Annotated in this window: 17 protein-coding genes; 12 read left to right on the top strand and 5 right to left on the bottom strand. The window is 59.0% G+C overall.

Annotated features, from left to right (window positions below; translation table 11 throughout):
- The first annotated feature begins 11 nt into the window (after positions 1-11).
- Positions 12-1,511, top strand: a complete 1,500-nt coding sequence (locus ACY8FN_RS19635; RefSeq protein ID WP_139693827.1) for an APC family permease — start codon at positions 12-14, stop codon at positions 1,509-1,511.
- 216 nt (positions 1,512-1,727) lie between these two features.
- Here ACY8FN_RS19635 and ACY8FN_RS19640 read toward each other — a convergent pair whose 3' ends face one another.
- A complete protein-coding gene (locus ACY8FN_RS19640) occupies positions 1,728-3,833 on the bottom strand; it encodes a TonB-dependent hemoglobin/transferrin/lactoferrin family receptor (protein ID WP_463100968.1) in 2,106 nt (701 codons plus the stop codon).
- Between the two features lie 195 nt (positions 3,834-4,028).
- On the opposite strand from ACY8FN_RS19640, the gene ACY8FN_RS19645 reads away from it, so the two are divergent.
- From ACY8FN_RS19645 to ACY8FN_RS19655, 3 genes are read left to right on the top strand one after another with little or no spacing between them, the layout of a single operon-like run.
- Positions 4,029-5,000, top strand: a complete 972-nt coding sequence (locus ACY8FN_RS19645) for a ChaN family lipoprotein (protein ID WP_463100969.1) — start codon at positions 4,029-4,031, stop codon at positions 4,998-5,000.
- A gap of 25 nt (positions 5,001-5,025) precedes the next feature.
- A complete protein-coding gene (locus tag ACY8FN_RS19650; protein ID WP_139730159.1) occupies positions 5,026-5,580 on the top strand; it encodes a cysteine hydrolase family protein in 555 nt (184 codons plus the stop codon).
- 37 nt (positions 5,581-5,617) lie between these two features.
- Positions 5,618-6,001 carry a hypothetical protein gene (locus tag ACY8FN_RS19655; protein WP_042021714.1) on the top strand — a complete coding sequence of 128 codons (384 nt, stop codon included), beginning with the start codon at positions 5,618-5,620 and terminating at the stop codon, positions 5,999-6,001.
- A 110-nt stretch (positions 6,002-6,111) separates the two neighbouring features.
- Here the strand turns inward: ACY8FN_RS19655 and hutZ are convergent, their stop codons facing one another.
- Together hutZ and hutX are read right to left on the bottom strand one after the other, a co-directional pair.
- Positions 6,112-6,669, bottom strand: coding sequence for a heme utilization protein HutZ (hutZ, locus tag ACY8FN_RS19660; RefSeq protein WP_101347854.1), 558 nt, complete (start codon positions 6,667-6,669; stop codon positions 6,112-6,114).
- Complete coding sequence (gene hutX / locus ACY8FN_RS19665) at positions 6,666-7,178, bottom strand: heme utilization cystosolic carrier protein HutX (protein WP_438579176.1); 513 nt, start codon at positions 7,176-7,178, stop codon at positions 6,666-6,668. The genes hutZ and hutX overlap by 4 nt, the downstream gene beginning before the upstream one ends.
- Before the next feature lie 171 nt (positions 7,179-7,349).
- Here hutX and ACY8FN_RS19670 point away from each other — a divergent pair, with 171 nt between their 5' ends.
- The 8 genes from ACY8FN_RS19670 to pepE all read left to right on the top strand — a co-directional run bounded on the left by ACY8FN_RS19670 (position 7,350) and on the right by pepE (position 17,111).
- Positions 7,350-8,201 (top strand): heme/hemin ABC transporter substrate-binding protein, encoded by an 852-nt coding sequence (locus ACY8FN_RS19670; RefSeq protein ID WP_463100970.1) that lies wholly within the window; start codon positions 7,350-7,352, stop codon positions 8,199-8,201.
- On the top strand, positions 8,198-9,241 hold the full coding sequence (locus tag ACY8FN_RS19675) for a FecCD family ABC transporter permease (protein WP_463100971.1): 1,044 nt from the start codon (positions 8,198-8,200) through the stop codon (positions 9,239-9,241). The genes ACY8FN_RS19670 and ACY8FN_RS19675 overlap by 4 nt, the downstream gene beginning before the upstream one ends.
- A gap of 11 nt (positions 9,242-9,252) precedes the next feature.
- Complete coding sequence (locus ACY8FN_RS19680) at positions 9,253-10,077, top strand: heme ABC transporter ATP-binding protein (protein WP_463100972.1); 825 nt, start codon at positions 9,253-9,255, stop codon at positions 10,075-10,077.
- Positions 10,078-10,157: 80 nt separating this feature from the next.
- The gene (locus ACY8FN_RS19685) at positions 10,158-11,426 is read left to right on the top strand and encodes an endonuclease/exonuclease/phosphatase family protein (RefSeq protein ID WP_463100973.1); all 1,269 of its coding nucleotides are present in this window, start codon (positions 10,158-10,160) and stop codon (positions 11,424-11,426) included.
- Positions 11,427-11,672: 246 nt separating this feature from the next.
- Positions 11,673-13,367 carry a LytS/YhcK type 5TM receptor domain-containing protein gene (locus ACY8FN_RS19690; protein ID WP_463100974.1) on the top strand — a complete coding sequence of 565 codons (1,695 nt, stop codon included), beginning with the start codon at positions 11,673-11,675 and terminating at the stop codon, positions 13,365-13,367.
- Positions 13,361-14,098, top strand: a complete 738-nt coding sequence (gene btsR, locus ACY8FN_RS19695; protein WP_463100975.1) for a two-component system response regulator BtsR — start codon at positions 13,361-13,363, stop codon at positions 14,096-14,098. The genes ACY8FN_RS19690 and btsR overlap by 7 nt, the downstream gene beginning before the upstream one ends.
- A 217-nt stretch (positions 14,099-14,315) precedes the next feature.
- On the top strand, positions 14,316-16,124 hold the full coding sequence (locus ACY8FN_RS19700; protein ID WP_463100976.1) for a carbon starvation CstA family protein: 1,809 nt from the start codon (positions 14,316-14,318) through the stop codon (positions 16,122-16,124).
- A gap of 261 nt (positions 16,125-16,385) precedes the next feature.
- Positions 16,386-17,111, top strand: coding sequence for a dipeptidase PepE (gene pepE / locus ACY8FN_RS19705; RefSeq protein WP_042060919.1), 726 nt, complete (start codon positions 16,386-16,388; stop codon positions 17,109-17,111).
- 105 nt (positions 17,112-17,216) lie between these two features.
- Here pepE and ACY8FN_RS19710 read toward each other — a convergent pair whose 3' ends face one another.
- Both ACY8FN_RS19710 and alr read right to left on the bottom strand, forming a co-directional pair.
- A complete protein-coding gene (locus ACY8FN_RS19710) occupies positions 17,217-17,636 on the bottom strand; it encodes a secondary thiamine-phosphate synthase enzyme YjbQ (protein WP_033114624.1) in 420 nt (139 codons plus the stop codon).
- Positions 17,636-18,709, bottom strand: a complete 1,074-nt coding sequence (gene alr, locus ACY8FN_RS19715; protein ID WP_463100977.1) for an alanine racemase — start codon at positions 18,707-18,709, stop codon at positions 17,636-17,638. The genes ACY8FN_RS19710 and alr overlap by 1 nt, the downstream gene beginning before the upstream one ends.
- Positions 18,710-18,751: the final 42 nt, after the last annotated feature.

Consider the following 18,751-nt stretch of genomic DNA (forward strand, 5'->3'; position numbering starts at 1 on the left):
GTGGTAGTAACATGTCTGAAAATACCGATTCAAGATACAAAATGTCATTAATGACATTTTTGTTTTTTTCCATAGCCGGAGGTGGTTTTGTTCTTAAAGGTGTAGTGAGCCAATATACTGAATGGGGTGGCAACTCTTGGCTACTGTATGCCTTTGCATCATTATTATATGCAATACCCTATACATTCATGATCATTGAATTTTCATCAATAAAAAAATTACGTGAATCAGAAAGTGGTTATCAATCATGGCTAAACCTCGTGTTAGGAAGAAAAATGGGGTTCATTGCCGGGTTCTTCTACTTTTACGTTAATATATTTTATTTTGTTGATTTACTGCCTAATGTCATTACATATTTCATATATACCTTCTCCAGCGACGTAGATTTTGTTAGCGGACTATTGAATCAAACCTGGTTTAAACCAATTATAAGCATTGCCTCTATTGCTCTCTTTTGGTTGGCAACATGGGTTTCTATGAAAGGTCCAAAATGGCTATCTAGGTTGCTGTCATTTGCTGGGTATGCTGGTTTTGCATTAACTATGATTTTTATCATATCCGCTGTGTATAAATTATCATCTGGCACAGTGATGTTTAATGGCGCGCCAATCATTCCTGAGTATGTCCATCATATAGATTTATCTTGGTCTAAAATTGCATCCATGTCCTGGGCCTTGCAATCATTAGGAGGGTTAGAAGCTCTTGCTGCCTATAAGCGAAACATTCGAGGTGGTGAACGTAATTTCAAAATAGGACTTATTCTTAATGTATTTATTTTCTCAATAATAATTATCACATCTTCTTTGCTAATGAATATGATTTTACCTGCTGAAGAGGCATCAAAGCTTGGATTGTTATCCGCTATTTATGTCGCTTTTCAACAGTTGGACTTCCCTATCTGGTGGACAAATGTCATTGCGCTATTCCTCATGATAACTACATTATGTGGATCTTTGATGCTGTGGACATCTGCCCCGGTAAAAATGCTATTTGTTGATGCACCAAAAGGCATCTTTGGACATAAACTCTCCGAGGTAAACAGTGAAGGCACACCAATAAACGCATTGAAAATGCAAGGCGTTGTAGTAACAATCATCATCATTTTGTTTATGCTTGGCCAATTCAACTCTGGCATGAATTCGATTTTAATTGCAGTAAGAAATCTTGATGGTGGAGCTGCAACCTTACCGGTTATCTTCATGATTGTTGGTTATGTAAAGCTCCGCTGGAAATCCAACAATCCTGATTTTGAACGTGATTTTCACTTTCTTGGCAAGAGTCGAACCTGGTCATTGCTATCTATCGTCCCGATTGCCATTATTTTCATCGCATCGACTATTGCAGCATTAGTACCTGGACCTGCAAGCTGGGATGAGAATTTTGTTGGGTCTTTGATACAACTTATTCTTGGCCCTGTTAGTATCATCGCGGTGTTTGGTTATTGTATGTTTGCATATAACAAGTGGAAAGTTAAAAACCCGGATGACAACTCCTACTTCAATAAAATATAATTATTTAGCATGATAGTTATATAATCTATAACCACATATATTAAGGTCTCTTCTTTTGAGGCCTTTTTTGTATACTCCATTAAGTTTCAGTAAAATATTTCCTACCCATCCCAGCGCCCTCTGCAAACAGACAACTTTAGAATGGAAAAATCCCCGCCTGTCAGGGCGGGGATCCGGTTCGGGCAACAGCCCTCAATCACTGCGCGTGTTGTCTCTTTAGAATACGTATTTAACCCGTGCACTCAGGTTGCGGCCCGGTTCGGTCATCAAGCTGTTATCGGAACCCTCGGCACGACCGGCGATGCGCTCGTAGCTGGTGTACTCCTTGTCAAACAGGTTGAAGACCCCGACGTTAAGCTGCAGATCGGTCATCGGGTTGAACTGGGCATACATATCCACCACACCCCAACCGGCCGCCTTCACGTAATCGTTGCCTTTGGCATCCTTGCGCACCTTGTCCATGTCGTCGGCAAAGCGCAGGGCGGTGTTGAAGTTCCACTGGGACTGTTCCAGACGCACACCGACTGAGCCGTTGAGCGGGCTCAGGCTGTTGATGTAGTTGCCATCCCCATCCTTGCCTTCGATGTAGGCGAGGTTTCCCCAGACATTGACGATGTCGTTGAGCCAGTAATCCGCCTTGGCTTCGACCCCTTTGGTAGTCGCCTTGCTCAGGTTCTGGTACTGGTAGACGGCGGTGCGCCCCTGCTGGCCCACTTCCACCATCTCGATAAAGTCTTCGAACTTGTTGTAGAAACTGGCCACTTCATAGCTGAAGCCGTTGCTGTTGCCACGTACGCCGAGATCGATGCCGTCGCTGCTCTCCGGATTGAGGTTCGGGTTGGGCTCGATACGGTAGCCATAGGCCTGATGGTTCAAGGTGGAGAAGGCGCTGTCATACATGGGTGTCTTGAAGCCGTGGCTGTACTGGGCAAACAGGTTGGCCGCCTCGTGGGCCTTGAACACCAGACCCAGCTTGGGTGACAGCTCCCCTTCCGAGAACTTGTGCAACTGGTCGCCAGTGTAGGCAGGATCGTTGTCCGGGGTCATCCGGTAGTAGTCGTAACGGGCACCCGGGGTCAGCACCCAGCGCTCACCAAATTTGATCTCGTCAAAGGCCCACAGGGCGCTGCGCTCGCTGGTGGTGGCCGGGAAGCTCAGCTCGTTGTAGCCAGCAAAATCACCGGGGGTGGTCGGCCCCTTGTAGCGGGTACGTTCGTTGTCGGTGTGCTCGTATTCAGCGCCCCAGGCCAGACGGTGGTTGGCCACGGCCTTGTGGAACTGCAGCTGGGCGCCGATGTTCTTCTGATCGAACACGTTGTGATCCAGCGAATTTTTGGTCACATAGGGGTTGTTCGGGTTAACCGGATATTTGGATGAGGCGTACTGATCCAGTGTCTGCTTGGTGCGGGCGAAGTAGACCTTGGAATCCATCCGATCGGCCCAGCTTTGATTGAGCGCGATACCGTGATCCAGCACCAGCGACAGGTTGTCGGTCTGCTTGTCGGTAATGGGCTGCTCAAAGACCTGCGCCATCCTGCTACCAACCTTGTTCAACTTGACCGCATCCGGCTCCTCGCCATCGGTCAGGTAGTCGACGGTCAGCTTGAGGAACTGCTCATCAGAGAGGTTCCACTTGCTCTTGAGCAGCAGGGCGTGGGTGCCGATATCGAAGTCGCTCTTGCTGGAGTCGAAATTCTGGGTCACGCCACCATCGCGCCAGGTGTAGCGCAGCAGGTTCTCTACCTCGCCGGTGCGCAGGGCGCCGGTAAAGCCCGCCATCTTCTGGTGGCTGCTGGAGGCATAGCCGCTGGTCACATCCAGATAGCTATCCTTGCCCTTGAGGAAGTCGCTGGCATCCTTGGTAGTGATGGCTATAACGCCACCCAGCGCATCGGAGCCATAGGCGGCAGAAGCTGGCCCCTTGGCCACTTCTATCTGCTTGATCATGTCGGTATCAAAGTAACTCTGACCGACCCCGCCCTTGCTGTAGGCATCGTTCTGGCGAACCCCGTCGCGCACCACCTTGACCCGATTTTCACCCATGCCGCGGATGACGAAGGTCTGGGCATCACCCTGACCGCCGAGCACGGCCACACCGGGCTCGTAGCGGAACAGATCGGCGACATTGGTGACGACCTGCTCTTCAATCTGCTTGGCGGTGATCACCGAGATGGGGCCGGAGACATCTTCCAGTTTTTGCTCCATCCGTGAGCCGCTGACGACCATGACTTCATCTGCCTTGTGACTGGCAGCAAAGGCTTGGGAAGAGAGGCTGGCAGCGACGGCAAGGGCGACCAGAGAGAGTGCATTTTGATGGGTCACAGCGAATCCTTATTGAGAACTGTTATCAAACAGAGCGCATATTACCCAGCTCTCGACAAAGGTCAACAATAAACGAAATCATTCTCATTTTGTTTTGAACTGAATTGGTTTTACACTGTCGCCGTGTATTGTCCCTATATTCTTGTTTAGCCCCCGCGATGCACCGGCATCCGGACATATCAGCAGTGAGATCCCATGATTAAACGACTTCCCCTGCTTGCCCTGCCGCTGTTGCTGACCGCCTGCGCTACCCACACCCAACCGACCGTTTCCTCACAGCTACAGACGCTCTATGACTACCGGCTGAGCAATGACCGCCAAGAGGATCTGACGCTGACACAAGCGATCTCGCCTATTGCCGACGCCGATATCATCCTAGTAGGGGAGCTGCACAGCCATCCCGGTGTGCACCTGCTGCAATCACGGCTATTGACCGAACTTCATACCGTCAGTCAACAAAACGGGCGGCCGCTGGCACTGTCCATGGAGCAGTTCAGCCGCGCCGATCAGGGCACGCTGGATGCCTATCTCGCCAACAAGATTGGCGAAGCGGCATTGATCCGTGACGGCAACGCCTGGCCCAACTACCCCAGCGACTACCGCCCGCTGATAGAGTTTGCCAAAGCACACCGGATGCCGGTGATCGCCGCCAACGCCCCCAAGCCGCTGGTGAGCTGCGTCGGTCAGGAGGGGCCTGAGTGGCTCGACAAGCTGCCGGTCACTCGCCGCAGCCAACTGGCCCGCCAACTGACCCTGGGGGATGACCCCTATCGCCAGAAGTTCATGGCCTCAATGCACCACGGCGATGCCGACAGCAATGCTCGCCGCTTCGCCGCCCAGACCAGTTGGGACGACACCATGGCCGAGAGCATGGTGGATTACCTCGCCACGCACCCGGGCCAGCAGATCATGCACATTGCAGGCAACTTCCATGTCGAAGGGGGGCTTGGACTGGCCAGTCGCATCGCCAGTCGTAATCCGTCACTCAAAGTCGCGCTGGTGGTTCCCCGGATAGATGAGACCTCTGTTGCAGATCGCGCAACCGATGTGCGGGTTAGCCTGATGCCGCTGCCACAGCGCTGGCAAAGCGATGCGGAAATGAAGCAAGATATGAGTGCGCTGCATCAATCCCGCAGTCGTGACTGTAGCCAGTGGCTACAACCCTAATTTTCCAGGATACGGCGGGTAAAATATGGATGTATTACTGATCATCGATGTGCAGCAAGGGGTTTTGAAAGCGACCAACTACCAGCAACAGCAAGTGCTGGCCAATATCAACCGGACTGCGGCCCATATCAGACAGCAACAGGGACGCGTCATCTATATCCAACATGACTCGCCACCCGGCACCGAACTGGAGCCCGGCACGCCGGGTTGGCAGCTCCATTCTGAACTGCAACCCGCCAAGGGAGATAGCCGGGTGCGCAAGACGGCGAGCGACAGCTTTCTCGATACCGAGCTAGCCTTCCTGCTAGCCGAGCAGCCGGTCGATCGGCTCATTATCTGTGGCTGTGCCACCGATTTTTGTGTCGATACCACAGTACGCAGTGCTGCTACCCATGGCTTCGAGGTGTTGGTATTGAGCGATGGCCACTCCACCGCCGATCGCCCGCACCTGAGCGCCGCCCTGATTGTCGAGCATCATCACTGGATGTGGCGCCACCTCAGCCTGCCGGAGGGGCGACGTGTGACCCTGCTCACCACCGACGAGCTGCTGGCAGTCACTCCTGCCCTGCAGCCATGTTAATCTACTAATCTTGCTGCATTTTTCACTGGAGTCTGTCGTGCGTTTGTTGCCCGCTAGCCTGTTGTTGCTGTTTCCGCTGCTCAATGGTTGCAGCAGCCTGCCGGGGCAAGCCTATGATGGCCCCGAACCACTGTTTCTGACTCACATCAACGAGGAGGGAAGCAAGCGGTTTACCTTTGAAGCCGCGCCCAACGATACTTTGCCCCGCGGCCTATCTGCGGTTCAGAGCCAGCGATTACTGGAACAACGGGAGGCGCTACAAGAGAACTTGCTGACCGAGACCCTGGCGAGCAAGCAATATTGCCGGGAAGGGTACATAGTGCTGAGCCAGAGCTCATGGAAAGTGCGGGGCGAGTGTAACGAGACGGCAATTGATGCGGATCGCCGCACCTTTCCCAACAAGGCCTCCTGGCAAGATTAAGCAAACCAGACGACGAGATAGCGCAAGCCAAACGAGATAGCGCAATAAAAACGGGCAGCCAAGTGGCTGCCCGTTTTGTTATGGTTGGTGTCGTTATCGACAGGGGATCGTCAGACCGGCGCATCGGCCGGGCTGGTGAGCTCGGCACCGTTGTCGATGCGCTTGTGCCCTTCCACCAGATGGACGAAATCCACCAGCTCGTCACCAGAGACCGCGAACGCCTGCCCGAAACCTTTGACGAACAGCCCCTGCTCCGGCTTGAGGCGGAACAGCTTGAAATCCTTGAGGTTGGAAAGTCCTTTGACGATCTCGCCAAAACGCCCTTCCAGCGCCGCCACCGCCTTGCCCCAACGGGCGTCATCACGGGCGACCACTTCAGCTACCGCATCAAAGGTCAGCCGCTTGCGGGCAAACAGTTCACGAGCACCGGTCTCATCCTCGATCAGCATCAAGGAGACCCTGGACACCTGTTGCAAGTTACGGGCGTGGCGAGCGATCTCGGAGATCAGCACATAGTAGCCATCCTCTTGCAGCACGAACGGAGCGTAACTGGCGTTGGGGTTACCTTCGCTATCGACAGTGGCAAGCTGCAGGGTACGGCAGCTGTCGCGAAACTCGCGGATCTCCGGTTGCAGACGGTTCTGCAGACGTTCCTGACGTTCACTCATGCTTTGACTTCCTCTTGAGACTGTTGGCGCAGGGCCATGAAACGGGTGACCTGATCGGCCAGCAGCTGGCGTTTCTCGTCACGACCCAGATAGACCTTGAAGATGCAGCGACCAGAGTGACCGAAGAACTGGAAGGAGTGCCCCTCCTTGCCCATGAACAATTTGCTGACCAACGCAATGCCCGCCACGTTGTCGAGCTTGAGGTGGCCATGCAGCTCGCCGTCACGGCCCATCAGGTTGTAGTAGCCGCGCGCATCTTTACCTTTCGGGAAGGGGGCCTTCACCTCGAAGATAGAACCATCAGATTCAACTATGGTGGTTACCGGGCCCCAGTCGGCCAAATCTTCCAACAGACCTTGCGCGCGATCGGCGGGCAGCAGGGTCACCAGCTCGGCGGGCAGATGGCGAACCACCTCCCATTCACTGATGGCAAGCTGGGCCGCCAGGGTGGACGGATGAGCGCCGGGATCCTGCTCCAGCAGCGCGTGAATGCGTTGTGCAATGCTCATGTTTTCTCCCTCTGCGAGACCAGGTCGTCCCGCTGTTTATCATGGTCGCTACTCTAATAAAGCACCGACACCAATGCAATTGATAATTGCTATCATTATCAGTGCAATTTATTTAAAGCCTTGATATTCTCGGCGGCACACCCGTTACATTCACCCTTTTCGGAGGTTAGCATGGGCCGTCGTTTTGCCCTCGTCATCACCCTGCTCTGCAGCGCATTGCCCCCCTTCTCTGCCGTTGCGGCTGAGGGACAGAAAGAGCGTATCGTCAGTATCGGCCCGGCCACCACAGAACTCATTCTGGCCCTTGGTGGTGAATCGAGCCTGATCGCCACCGATGTCAGCAGCCCATTGCCAAAAGGGCTGCCCAAGGTGGGTTATCACCGGGCCCTGGCCGCCGAAGGGATCCTGAGTCTCTCCCCCACCCGCCTGGTGGGCAGCGACGAGATGGGCCCAGCCCCAACGCTGGATCAGCTGCGCCGTGCTGGCGTAAAAGTTGAAGTGCTGGATACTGCGCCGACCCTCGCCAACCTCAACCAACGTATCGATACCCTCTCCAGCCTGCTGGGCGAAAAAACGGCTGGAGATCGCCTGAAGACGGAGATCCAGGCCCAGACCGATCAGCTGGCGGCGCAAGCCAAACTGAACAAACCGCTCAAGGTCGCCTTCCTGCTGCTGCACAAGGGTCAGCCCACCAGCATCGCCGGGGGCAACACCACCGCCAGCGCGCTGGTAGCGCTGGCAGGGGGCATCAATCCGGTCGCCGAGTTGCGCGACTACAAGCCGGTATCCGCCGAATCCCTCATCGAGATGCAACCCGATCTGGTGCTGGTCAGCGGCCGTGACTGGCAGCAATATGCCGATCCAGCCAAGGTGCTGGCAGAAGTGCCCGCACTGGCTGCCACCCCGGCTGGCAAGCTCAACGCCATTCACGCCATCAACGGCCACGCCCTGCAAGGGGGGCTGAGCCTCAAATCCTTGCAACAGGCGAACCAGATCGCCCAGTGGATCAAGCAGGGTTCATGATGCGCTTGCCCCTCTCCTGGCTGCTGGCCTTCACCACGGCCGCACTGGCGCTGCTGCTGCTCGGTTCACTGGCCACCGGCCCCATGACGCTCACCTTTGGCGAAAGCCTGCGGGCGCTGTTTGCCGGGCAGGAGAGCGGGATTGAAGCGCACAAGCTGCTGATCGTGCAGGGGATCCGCCTGCCACGCACCCTGCTTTGCATCGCGGTAGGGGGCATTCTCGGTCTGTGTGGCGCCGTGATGCAGGGGCTGTTTCGCAACCCCCTGGCCGACCCCGGCATCATAGGAGTCTCCGGCGGTGCGGCGCTGGGGGCTGCGCTCGCCATCGTGCTGCTGGCCCCTCTTGCACCACAATATGGCCAGCAGTTGCAAGCCACCATAGGGGTTGGTCTGCTGCCGCTGCTCGCCTTTCTCGGCGGCGCGCTCACCACCACCCTGGTCTATCTGCTCGGCACCCGTGAAGGGGGCACCTCGGTCACCGTCATGCTGCTGGCGGGGGTCGCCATCACGGCGCTCTCCGGTGCGGTGATCGGCCTGCTCACCTATCTGGCGGACGATCAGATGCTGCGCAACCTGAGCCTGTGGCAAATGGGGACGCTGGCGGCAGGCAAACCGGCCGATGTGGCACTGGCCCTGCTCACCCTGGCGGCGCTGCTGTGGCTCTTTATGCGCGATGCCAATCCCCTCAATGCCCTGTTGCTGGGCGAGGGAGAGGCCCGCCATCTGGGGGTCAATGTGCAGTCCCTCAAGCGCCGCCTTATTCTGCTCACTGCAGCGGGCGTCGGGGTGGCGGTGGCGGTATCGGGGATGATCGGCTTCGTCGGGCTGGTGGTGCCCCATCTGGTGCGCTTGCTGGCAGGCCCCAACCATGTCCGGTTGCTGCCGCTCTCGGCCCTGCTTGGTGCAGCCCTGCTGCTGGCGGCCGACATGCTGGCGCGCACCCTGCTGGCCCCGGCCGAACTGCCGGTGGGTATTATCACCGCCTTGATCGGTGCCCCCTTCTTTATCTGGCTGCTGGTCACCGGCCGCCGCGCCCTCTGATACGGACTGTTATGCAACCTCTCTTATCCTCACTCTCATCCTCACTCTCCTCCCCCCTGTTGGCTTGCTCACGGCTCAGCCTGCGCCGTGGCCAGCGCCAGATCCTGGATGGGCTCGATTTCAACCTTGAGTGCGGCACCCTCACCGCCCTGCTCGGCCCCAACGGGGCGGGAAAAAGCTCGCTGCTCAAGTGCCTGACCGGCGAGCTGGAATACGAGGGATCCATCACCCTGTTTGGCGAAAATCGCCAGCAGTGGAGCGGTAAGCAGCTGGCCCACCGGCTCGGGGTATTGCCGCAAAGTTCCTCCCTCAACTTCCCCTTTCTCTGCGAGGAGGTGGTCGCCATGGGACGCTTGCCCCACAGCGAACCGGCAACCCGGCGAGACGAGATTGTGGCGGCGGCCATGACCCATGCCGGGGTCGAGCATCTGGCCAAACGGCTCTATCCGGGACTCTCCGGCGGCGAGCGGCAGCGGGTGCAGTTTGCCCGGGTGCTGGCGCAGATCTGGCAGGCCCCCTCCCCGGCCGCGCAAGCCGAGCAACCCCGCTTGCTGCTGCTCGACGAACCCACCGCGGCGCTGGATCTCAAATACCAGCATCAGCTGCTCACCATGGCGCGCGCCCTGGCCAGCCGCAATACCGCGGTGCTGGTGGTGCTGCACGACCTCAATCTGGCGGCGCGCTATGCCGATCGACTGGTGATGCTGGAGCGCGGCAAGCTGATGGCTGATGGCACGCCGGGCGAAGTACTGACCCCTGAACTTATCGCCCGCCTCTATGACTACCCGGCTCAGGTGATCCACCACCCCGAGAGCGGCCTGCCGATGGTGGTGTAATCGTTATTTCTGATACGAGATGCTCGATCGGGCCACCGCAACCCTATAATGGCAGCCTGTTAACCGACGCAGGTGTCATCATGATCCGCTTTGCCACGTTTAATGTCGCTTTTGACCGCACCGCCGCCGGTATGCTGACCGGTGAGCTGGCACTGACCCGCACCGCGCAGGATGCCCTGCTGACCCGCTACAAAGATGGCGATAGCAGCCTGATCCCAGCAGAAATCACCAAAGCCAAAAATGTGCAGCAGATCCGCAATGTTGCCGAGATCATCCAACGCACTCGGCCGGATGTGTTCCTGCTCAACGAGTTCGACAACGACGGCAAAGGCGAAAGCACCGCCGATCTGAAAGCCTTCAACGACAACTATCTGGCCCACGCCCAGCACAGTGAAGTGACTGCCATCAGCTATCCGGTGATGCAGAACTTCGCCACCAACACCGGCCTGCAAAGCGGTTATGACCTCAATCTCGACGGCAAGACCACTGGCGACGATGCCTGGGGCTTTGGCAACTACCACGGCCAGTACGCCTTTGCGGTGATGTCCAAATATCCGATTGATACCAAGCAGATCCGTACCTTCCAGAAGTTCAAGTGGAAGGATATGCCGGGCGAGCAGAACCCCATCATCGATGACTGCAATAACCCCAAGGCCAAGATCCCGGCCAGCCGCCAGTGTGGCGATGCCTGGTATGACGATGCGGCCTGGCAGCAGTTCCCGCTCTCCTCCAAGAACCACGCCGATGTGCCGGTGCTAATCAAAACCGACAAGGGTGAAGAGGTTATTCACTTCCTGATCTCCCACCCGACGCCCCCCATCTTCGGCAATGCAGCCCGCCACAACGTCAAGCACAACCGCGCCGAGATCGCCTTCTGGAACGATTACGTCAAGGGTCTTGGCTACATGACCGATGACAAGGGCACCAAGGGTGGACTGGCCAAAAACGCCAAGTTCGTCATCGCGGGCGACCTCAACGCAGACCCGCAAACCGGCGACGGCGATCTGACCGCCATCCAGGCGCTGCAGGATAATGCCTTGATGAACCAGGCCGTCACCAATGGCACCTTGATCCCGGTGAGCGAAGGGGGTCCCGAATGCCTGGCCACTCAGCCCAAACTCTGTTCACGTAACAACAATCGTCCCAACCCGGAGCGGATCACCAGCAGCAGCGGCTTGCAGCTGGATCACGTGATCCCCTCCGCCAACCTCAATGCGGTCAAAAGTGGCATCTTCTGGCCTGCCAGCTTCGAAGCCGGTTATCACCTGGTGTACGATGCGAAACTCGGCATCGCCAAGGGGGTCAGCTCGGATCACCGTCTGGTCTGGGTCGATTTCAAACTCGATTGAGCCACCCACTGACTGCCAATTCGGGGGCCTCTTGGCCCCCTTCTTGTTGCCGCAATAAGCCCCTCGCAGCCGCCATCACCGCCACCATACTGATTAACCAGACATTTAGCGCCCGCCACTGCGTCAGATGATTCTGCAAATCGTGCGCTACGCCACCATTCCGATAACCCTGCCTTGCAAGGGGGTATGGGGTTTGCTAATACTCCGCGTCCATTAAATGACCAACTATTACCGGGGCAATGAGCCGTGGCATTTGAACAATTCACTCTGGTGATCTCGCTGTTCCAGCAGCTCTGCGTCTATCTGGTGATCGCCTGGCTGCTCTCCAAGACGCCGCTGTTCATGCCGCTCACTCAGGTGACCCTGAGCTGGCCCCACAAGCTCCTCTGCTACCTCATCTTCTCCGGCTTCTGCGTCATGGGCACCTACTTTGGCCTGAGGGTCGAGGACTCCATCGCCAATACCCGCGCCATCGGCGCCGTGCTGGGGGGCATAGTCGGCGGCCCGGCCGTGGGGCTGCTGGTGGGGCTGACCGGCGGCATTCACCGCTACTCGCTGGGGGGCTTCACTGCGCTGGCCTGCACCTTCTCCACTATCGCAGAGGGGCTGCTCGGCGGCCTGGTGCACCGCCACTTCGTCGCCCGCCACCGGCTCGATCTGCTGTTCAGCCCCTGGGTGGTGGGGTCGGTGGCGCTGGTCGCCGAGCTGATGCAGATGGGGATCATCCTGCTGGTGGCCCGCCCTCTCGATGACGCCATCCACCTTATCGAGAACATCATCGCCCCCATGCTGATCGCCAATACCCTGGGGGCCGCCATGTTCATGCGGATGATCCTCGATCACCGCGCCATGCTGGAGAAGTACTCGGTCGCCTTCTCCGCCCGAGCCCTCAAGATTGCCGAGCGGGCGATGCGGGTACTGGACAAGGGGTTCACCCAGCAGGCGTGCCAGCAGATGGCGCGCATTCTCTACGAGGAGACCGGGGTCGGCGCGGTGGCCATCACCGATCGGGAGAAGCTGCTCGCCTTTATCGGCATCGGCGAGGATCACCACCTGCCGGGCACCGCTATCAACTCCCAGCACACCTTCAAGGCGATCCAGCACAACGAGGTGGTCTATGCCGACGGCAACCTCATCCCCTACAGCTGCACCCTTCACCCCGGCTGCAAGCTCGGCTCCTCGCTGGTCATTCCGCTGCGGGGGGAAGAAGGCTCGGTGGTGGGCACCATCAAACTCTACGAGCCCAAGCGCAAGTTCTTCTCCTCCATCAACCGCACCCTGGGAGAGGGGATCGCCCGGCTGCTCTCCGGCCAGATCCTGGCGGGCAAATACAACGAGCAGAAGCGACTGCTGGCCCAGTCGGAGATCAAGCTGTTGCAGGCGCAGATCAATCCGCACTTTCTGTTCAACGCCCTCAACACCCTGTCGGCGGTGATCCGGCGCGATCCCGAAAGCGCCCGCACCCTGGTACACAACCTCTCCACCTTCTTTCGCAAGAACCTCAAACGGCAGGGGGATGAAGTGACCCTGGCCGATGAGCTGGAGCATGTGAACGCCTACCTGCATATCGAGCAGGCCCGTTTCGCCGAGCACCTGAGCGTGCAGATCGACATTCCCGATCCGCTGCTGGAGTACCGGCTGCCCACCTTCTCCCTGCAACCCATCGTCGAGAACGCGGTCAAGCACGGCATCTCCCAGATGTTCGAACCCGGCCTGCTGACCCTGACCGCCTGGGTTGAGGCCCAGCGGGTGGTGCTGGAGGTGTGCGACAACGCCGGGCTCTATCAGACGAAACAGGAGGGGAGCGGCCTTGGCATGAACATAGTGGATCGGCGCATCAAGGCCCGTTACGGCGCCGAGTACGGGGTCGCCATCGACTGCATCCCCCATCAATCAACCCGGGTGAGGATCACCCTTCCCCTGCAGGAGAGCCCATGCTGACCGCCCTGATCGTTGACGATGAACCCCTCGCCCGCGAGGAGCTGCGCCTGCTGCTGGAGCAGGCGGGCAATATCCGCCTGCTGGGAGAGTGCGCCCACGCCATGGAGGCGCTGCCCGCCATCCACCGTCTCAAACCCGATCTGCTGTTTCTCGACATCCAGATGCCGCGCATCAACGGGCTGGAGCTGGTGAGCATGCTGGATCCGGACTTGCGCCCCCACATCGTCTTCATCACCGCCTACGACGAGTTTGCCCTGCGCGCGTTTGAGGAAAACGCCCTCGACTACCTGCTCAAACCGGTCACCAGCGAACGGATGAACCGGGCGCTGGAGCGCATCCAGCGGCTGCTTTCCCCAAAAGGTGAATTAGCTGGCCAGCCGCTGCCGGATCCGACCCGCATCGCCCAGCCCCTGCGCAGTATCCCTTGCACCGGCCACAACCGCATTCTGCTGCTCCCCCTTGGTGAGGTGGAGTTCATCCACAGCGACCTCACCGGCAACCGGGTGATCAGCGGCCAGCAGCAGGGCACCACTGAGCTGACCCTGCGCACGCTGGAGGAGAAAACCGGCTTCGTGCGCTGCCACCGCCAGTACTTGCTCAACCCTGGGCAGATCCGCGAAATCCTGCTGCTGGAGGGCGGGCTGGCAGAGGTGGTCACTCAGGGCGGCCACAAGGTACCGGTGAGCCGCCGCTACCTCAAACCTCTCAAGGAGCTGCTCGATATTCCCTGATGGGGCGGGGCGCTTCACCCCGCTCCTGCCCTGCCAGCCACCACTCACCTGCTTACCACGGCCGTCGGCCCCCCCGCCAAACCACTCGGGGTCGCTTTTCTGCCACTCGCGGGCAGAACCCGGCCACTGACCTTTTCTTCGCTCCCCTTTCCCCACCGCATGGGTAGAGTGCAGCCTGAGCCCGGCCAGACTGGCCACAGGAAAAGGAAACTCCCCCATGCAACACGCAATCACCTTCGTCATTGCGGCCCTCTGCATCCTCGCCATCGCGTATCGCCTCTACGGCGTATTTTTCGTGCGCAAGGTGCTGATGGCCGACGACAAGCTAGTCACCCCCTCCCACCAACTGGAAGATGGCAAGAACTATGTGCCGACCAACAAGTGGGTCAACTTCGGTCAACACTTTGCCGCCATCGCCGCCGCTGGCCCGCTGGTCGGCCCGGTTCTGGCGGCCCAGTACGGCTACCTGCCGAGCTTTCTCTGGCTGCTGATCGGCTGCGTCATCGGCGGCGCGGTGCACGACACCGTGGTGCTGTTCGCCTCTATGAAGCATCAGGGCAAGTCTCTCTCCGAGGTGGCGAAGGCCGAGCTTGGCCCCATCGCTGGCTGGTGTACCGGTCTGGCGATGTTGTTCATCATCACCATCACCATGGCGGGTCTCTCCATGGTGGTGGTACACGCGCTGGAACGTAACGCCTGGGGCGTGTTCGCGGTGTTCATGACCATCCCCATCTCCATGGTGGTGGGGATTTGGCACAAGCTGACCGGCAACCTGCAAGCTGCCTCCTGGGTCGGGTTTGCCGCCGTGCTGGCCTGCGTCTTCTTCGGCCCCTACGTGCAGGAGAGCGCCTTCGGTGCCTGGCTGACCCTGCGTGCCGAGACCATCAGTCTGGCGCTGCCCATCTACGCCTTCTTCGCTACCGCGCTGCCGGTCTGGCTGCTGCTCACCCCGCGCGGCTACATCTCCAGCTTTATGAAGATCGGTGTGTTTGGCGCGCTGGTCATCGGCGTTATCTGCATTAACCCGGAGATCCAGTTCCCCGCCATGACCCAGTTTGTCCACGGCGGCGGCCCGGTACTGGGTGGCCCGGTCTGGCCCTTTATCTCCATCACCATCGCCTGTGGCGCCATCTCCGGCTTCCACGCCTTTATCGGCTCCGGCACCACCCCGAAACTGGTGGACAAGTGGAACGACATCCTGCCGGTCGCCTTCGGTGCCATGCTGGCCGAGTGCGTGGTGGGCGTGATGGCGCTGATCGCCGCCACCGCCCTTCATCCGGCTGACTACTTCGCCATCAACGCCACCCCGGAAGCCTTCGCCAAACTGGGGATGCAGGTGGTGGATCTGCCATTCCTCTCCCAGGAGATCGGCATGGATCTGAACGGTCGCACCGGCGGTGCCGTCACCCTGGCGGTGGGCATGTCCTACATCTTCACCAAGGTGCCCTGGTTCAGTAACCTCGCCTCCTACTTCTTCCAGTTCGTGGTGATGTTTGAAGCGGTCTTTATCCTGACCGCCGTTGACTCCGGCACCCGGGTCTCCCGTTACCTCATTCAGGACTTCTTCGGCGAGTTCTACCCGCCCCTCAAGCGCATCGACTGGATGCCGGGCGCCATCGGTGCCAGCGTGCTCGCCTGCGTGATGTGGGGTTATCTGCTGATGTCCGGCGATATCGGCTCGGTGTGGGCGCTGTTCGGGGTATCGAACCAGCTGATGGCCTCGGTGGGCCTGATCATCGGTGCCACCATCATCTTGCGACTGGCCAGCAAGCGTCGCTACATGCTGACCTGCCTCATCCCGCTGGCCTACCTGTTCGTCACCGTCAACTACGCCGGTTACTGGATGATGAGCAACGTCTACTTCAACACCGCGGCCAAGGGCTACAACCCGATGAACGGCATCATCTCCCTCATCATGCTGGTGCTGGGGATGCTGATCCTGCTCTCCGCCCTGCGCAAATGGAGCGAGCTGTGGAAGCTGCGTCAGCAGCCCTCCTACAAGGTGGTGGAAGCAACCGCCTCCTGATAGGCAAGTGGCTTTCCCCCTGACATAACCCCGCTGCGGCGGGGTCTTTTATTGGCGTTGGCTGGCGCGTTGACCACGGCTCATTAATCCACCGTTTGGCATTGGGTTATCCATCCATCACCCATCCATAGCCGTTGAATGGGCCTCTCGATCACAGAACCGCCGCGCCAATGGTGGTAGCATGCCCCCTCTTGCCATCCGGCCGCACGGCGGATCCGGTGGCCCTCCCTCCTCCGCTTTCACTTTTTGAGGAACGATTTGATGGAACTGCTTCTGCTTAGCAATGGTAAAGCCAATGAATTTCCGGGTCTGCTCGGCTGGGCCCGCGACCGGGTACAGAGCCTGTTGGCCCGCAAACCGGTCAAGCGCATTCTGCTCATCCCCTATGCGGTGATCCGCAGCGACTGGGATGCCCGCGCCAACGATCTCACCGAGAGCCTCGGGATCGAGACCATCAGCATTCACCACTTCGATGATCCGGTCGATGCCATCAATCAGGCCGACGCCATCTTTATCAGCGGTGGCAACACCTGGCGCCTCAACCAGCTGCTGCATGAAAATGGCCTGATCGTGCCGATCCAGCGTGCCGTGCGCGAACGGGGCGTCCCCTATGTGGGCTGGAGCGCCGGTTGCAACGTGGCGACCCCGAGCATCCGCACCACCAACGACATGCCGGTCTGCAACGCAGCCGTGCTGCCTGCGCTGGGCCTGTTCCCACTGCAGATCAACCCCCACTATCTGGACGCCAGCATCAGCGGCCACATGGGCGAGACCCGCGACGAGCGTCTGGCCGAATTCTGCGCCATCAACCAGAGCGAATATGTGGTGGCCCTGCGCGAAGCGAGCCTGTTGCAGATCAGCGGCGACACCGTTGAGTACTGGAGCGCCCGCGATCAGGACTTCAAGATCTTCAAACATGGCCAGGAGCCGCAAGCCTTTATGGACGCGAGCCCGCTGGCCGAGCTGACGCCGTTCAAGGTGCGCTGAGCGCCACCGGCAAGCGGATAGCTCATGAAACCGCAGAAATAAAAGAGGGATGGCTCGGCGCCATCCCTCTTTTTTATCCTTGCCTGTTAGCTGGTTGCAGCCTGATTACTCACCCTGCAGAGTCACCAGCACCTTGCGGGCGCCGCCATCGACACGATGCTCGCCAAGCCAGATCCCCTGCCAGGTGCCGAGCGCCAGCTGACCATCGCGGATTGGCAGTAGAAGACTCACCCCGAGCAGGGAGGATTTGATGTGGGCGGGCATGTCATCCGCCCCCTCATAGGTGTGGCGATAGTAGGGGGCATCCTCCGGCGCCAGCCGGTGCAGATGGGCCTCCATATCGCTACGCACGCTCGGGTCGCAGTTCTCGTTGAGGGTGAGCGAGGCGGAGGTGTGTTGCAGCAGCAGATGGGCCATGCCGATCCGGTAATCCGCCAGCATCGGCAGTTTGGCCACCAACTCGTCTGTCACCAGATGAAAGCCCCGCGAACGGGGCTTCAACGTCAACAGGCACTGCTGCCACATCAGACGTATTCCATAAAGACGCGGGAGGTGAGCTTGGTGATGAGCTCGTAGGGGATGGTGCCAATCTCGTCGGCCACCCGCTCCACCGGCAGCCCCTCGCCCCACAGCACCGCCTCGTCACCCGCTTTGTCGGTAGCACCGGGCCCAAGATCGACGGTGCTCATATCCATGGAGACACGTCCCACTAACGGCACGATGCGGCCGTTGATCAGCACGGAAGTGCCGTTGGGCGCCATGCGCGGATAGCCGTCACCGTAGCCGATGGCGATCACCCCGAGCCGGGTATCACGATCCGACACCCAGTTGGCGCCGTAGCCCACCGGCTCGCCCGCCTTGTGATCCCGCACCGCAATCAGCTGTGTTTTGAGGGTCATCACCGGCTGCAAGTCGTAATCGGCCGCCACCGTGTTGGGGAAGGGTGACACGCCATAGAGGATGACACCGGGGCGCACCCAGTCGCAGTGAGAATCCGGCCAGGCCAGAATGCCCGCCGAGTTGGCCATGGCCCGCTCGCCCAGAAGCGGCGCGGTCAACTTGCTGAACAAGTCGATCTGCTCGCGGGTGGTGGGTTGCTCCAGCTCATCGGAGCGGCTGAAGTGGGTCATGATGTTGAACGGCTGCACCACATTCTTGCACTTGGCAAGGCGCTCGATAAAGGCGGGCATCTCGTCGGCGCGCACCCCGAGGCGGTGCATGCCGGTGTCGAGCTTGAGCCAGGCCACCACGGGGGCTGGCAGCTCGACCTGCTCCAGCGCTTCGAGCTGCTCCCAGGTGTGAACCGCCGTCTGCAGATTGTTGGCCGCCAGCACCGGCAGATCATCGGCACAGAAGAAGCCCTCCAGCAGCACGATAGGCTTGACCACGGCGCAGGAGCGCAGCATCAGCGCCTCTTCGATACGGGCCACCGCATAGGCATCCGCATCCACCAGGGTGCGGGCGACCGGCAGCAGTCCGTGGCCATAGGCGTTAGCCTTGACCACAGCGATGATCTTGCAAGCGGGAGCGTGGCGCTTGACCACGGCGAGGTTGTGGCGCAAGGCCGCAGTGTTGATTTGGGCAGTAGCCGCTTTCATGGTTTTCCCTTACGAGGGCACAAATGGTCTCCCCCTCATCGG

The sequence above is a fragment of the Aeromonas sp. 160P genome (assembly GCF_055193095.1).

Coding starts and splice junctions, on each gene's coding strand:
- ACY8FN_RS19635 (WP_139693827.1), top strand. CDS start 12: ATGTCTGAAAATACCGATTCAAGATACAAAATGTCATTAATGACATTT.
- ACY8FN_RS19645 (WP_463100969.1), top strand. CDS start 4,029: ATGATTAAACGACTTCCCCTGCTTGCCCTGCCGCTGTTGCTGACCGCC.
- ACY8FN_RS19650 (WP_139730159.1), top strand. CDS start 5,026: ATGGATGTATTACTGATCATCGATGTGCAGCAAGGGGTTTTGAAAGCG.
- hutZ (WP_101347854.1), bottom strand. CDS start 6,669: ATGAGTGAACGTCAGGAACGTCTGCAGAACCGTCTGCAACCGGAGATC.
- hutX (WP_438579176.1), bottom strand. CDS start 7,178: ATGAGCATTGCACAACGCATTCACGCGCTGCTGGAGCAGGATCCCGGC.
- ACY8FN_RS19670 (WP_463100970.1), top strand. CDS start 7,350: ATGGGCCGTCGTTTTGCCCTCGTCATCACCCTGCTCTGCAGCGCATTG.
- ACY8FN_RS19675 (WP_463100971.1), top strand. CDS start 8,198: ATGATGCGCTTGCCCCTCTCCTGGCTGCTGGCCTTCACCACGGCCGCA.
- ACY8FN_RS19680 (WP_463100972.1), top strand. CDS start 9,253: ATGCAACCTCTCTTATCCTCACTCTCATCCTCACTCTCCTCCCCCCTG.
- ACY8FN_RS19685 (WP_463100973.1), top strand. CDS start 10,158: ATGATCCGCTTTGCCACGTTTAATGTCGCTTTTGACCGCACCGCCGCC.
- btsR (WP_463100975.1), top strand. CDS start 13,361: ATGCTGACCGCCCTGATCGTTGACGATGAACCCCTCGCCCGCGAGGAG.
- ACY8FN_RS19700 (WP_463100976.1), top strand. CDS start 14,316: ATGCAACACGCAATCACCTTCGTCATTGCGGCCCTCTGCATCCTCGCC.
- pepE (WP_042060919.1), top strand. CDS start 16,386: ATGGAACTGCTTCTGCTTAGCAATGGTAAAGCCAATGAATTTCCGGGT.
- ACY8FN_RS19710 (WP_033114624.1), bottom strand. CDS start 17,636: ATGTGGCAGCAGTGCCTGTTGACGTTGAAGCCCCGTTCGCGGGGCTTT.
- alr (WP_463100977.1), bottom strand. CDS start 18,709: ATGAAAGCGGCTACTGCCCAAATCAACACTGCGGCCTTGCGCCACAAC.